Annotated in this window: 1 protein-coding gene; it reads right to left on the bottom strand. The window is 70.5% G+C overall.

Annotation, left to right across the window (positions count from 1 at the left end):
• On the bottom strand, nucleotides 1-1,875 hold a 1,875-nt coding region (locus FCU40_RS22955), incomplete at both ends, for a glycoside hydrolase family 3 protein (RefSeq protein ID WP_168078109.1).

Raw genomic sequence — 1,875 nt, 5'->3', positions numbered from 1 at the left:
GGCTTGAGGTCGATCTTCTCGAAGCCGATCAGGCGCTGGGTCGCCTTGCCCGCCGCGTCGGTCAGATAGACCTGCGGCGCGTCCTTGCCGGCGCGCCGGCCGGTGTTGGTCACGTCGAAGGCGACCGTCAGGGTCTGGCCGCCCGTCACCTTCAGATTGGCGTAGGCGAAGCTGGTGTAGGAAAGGCCGTAGCCGAATGGAAACAGCGGCTTTTGGCCCGTGGCGGCGAAGCGGCGATAACCGACGTCCGCGCCCTCGGAATAGACCACGTCGAAGGGGGTCTTCTCCGGCAGGCCAAGACCCGGCGAATGGACGCGCGGATACTGCTCGATCGACGCCGGGAAGGTCACCGGCAGGCGGCCGGACGGATTGACCACGCCAAACAGCACGTCGGCGATGGCCTCGCCGCCCTTCGCGCCCGAATACCAGGCCTCGATCACCGCGCCAGCCTTGTCGAGCCAGGGCATCGAGACCGGGCCGCCGGTCTGCAGGACCACGATGGCGTTCGGGTTGGCGGCGGCGACGGCGGCGATCAGGGCGTCCTGGCCGTTCGGCAGCGACAGGTCCGGCGCGTCCTCGCCCTCGCCCATCCACTGGTTGCCGAACACCACCACCACGTCGGCGGCCTTGGCGGCGGCGACGGCGGCCGACAGGTAGCGACCGTCGTCGAAGGTCACCTTGGCCTCCGGCGCGGCCTTGCGGATCGCCGCCAGCGGCGAGGAGCCGTTGAAGTACTCGCTGCGGAACGGCCCCATCATGCCCTCGCCGCCCAGCGGGATCACGGCCTTGGCGCCGCCGGGCGGCACGACCTGGGACGAGCCGCCGCCCGACAGCACGCCGGCGTCGGCGTGGCCGCCGATCACGGCGATGGTCTTGGCGGTCTTGGCCAGCGGCAGCAGGTCGTCGCGGGTCTTTAGCAGGACAATGCCCTCGGCCGCGGCGGCGCGGGCGATCTCGGCGTTGGCGGCGTCGTCGATGGCCCCGCCCGGCGCGACCGGCTTGTCGAACAGGCCGGCGGCGAACATCGAGCGCAGAATGCGACGGCTGGCGTCCGACAGGCGCGCGGCGGGGATTTCGCCCTTCTCGACGGCCGCCTTCAACGGCGCGCCGAACCAGACCTGGGCGTCCAGCTGCTCGCCCGACTGTTGGTCCAGGCCCCTGACGATGTAGTCGGTGGCGTGGACCGCGCCCCAGTCCGACATCACCCAGCCCTTGTAGCCCCAGTCGCCCTTCAGCACTTCGTTCAGCAGGTGGTGGTTCCCGCAGCTATAGTCGCCGTTGACCTTGTTGTAGGCGCACATCACCGCGCCCGGCTGGCCCTTCTCGATGGCGATCTCGAAGGCCAGGAGGTCGCTCTCGCGGTGGGCGGCCTCGTCGATCACCGCGTTGGCGAAGTGGCGGCCGGTCTCCTGGCCGTTCAGGGAGAAGTGCTTGATCGTCGAGACAACCCCCTGGTCCTGGATGCCCTTGATCGCCGCGCCCGCCAGGTTGCCGGCCAGCCACGGATCCTCGCCGACATATTCGAAGTTGCGGCCGTTGCGCGGGTCGCGCGCCAGGTTGACGCCGCCGGCCAGCTGGACGTTGAAGCCCTTGGCCCGCGCCTCGCGCCCGACCACCGCCCCGCCCTCATAGGCCAGCCGGGTGTTGAAGGTCGCCGCCAGCGACAGGCCCGAGGGCAGCGCCGTGGCCCCGTCGCCCGGACGCACGTTCAGCGGATTGGTCACGCCCAGGCTGGCGTCGCTCTCGTTGACGGCCGGGACGCCCAGGCGCGGAACGCCAGGAATATAGCCGGCCGAGCCGATCGCGCCCTCCGGCTTCTTGATCCCGAAGATCGGCATCGACATCGGCCCGTGCAACAGGCCGATCCGCTCGTCC

Origin of the sequence: Caulobacter sp. SSI4214 (assembly GCF_012184455.1) — a bacterium.
GTDB classification, from domain to species: Bacteria; Pseudomonadota; Alphaproteobacteria; order Caulobacterales; family Caulobacteraceae; genus Caulobacter; species Caulobacter vibrioides_E.
The sequence above is the reverse complement of the archived record's forward strand: the minus strand, read 5'-3'. Positions and strand labels throughout refer to the sequence as shown.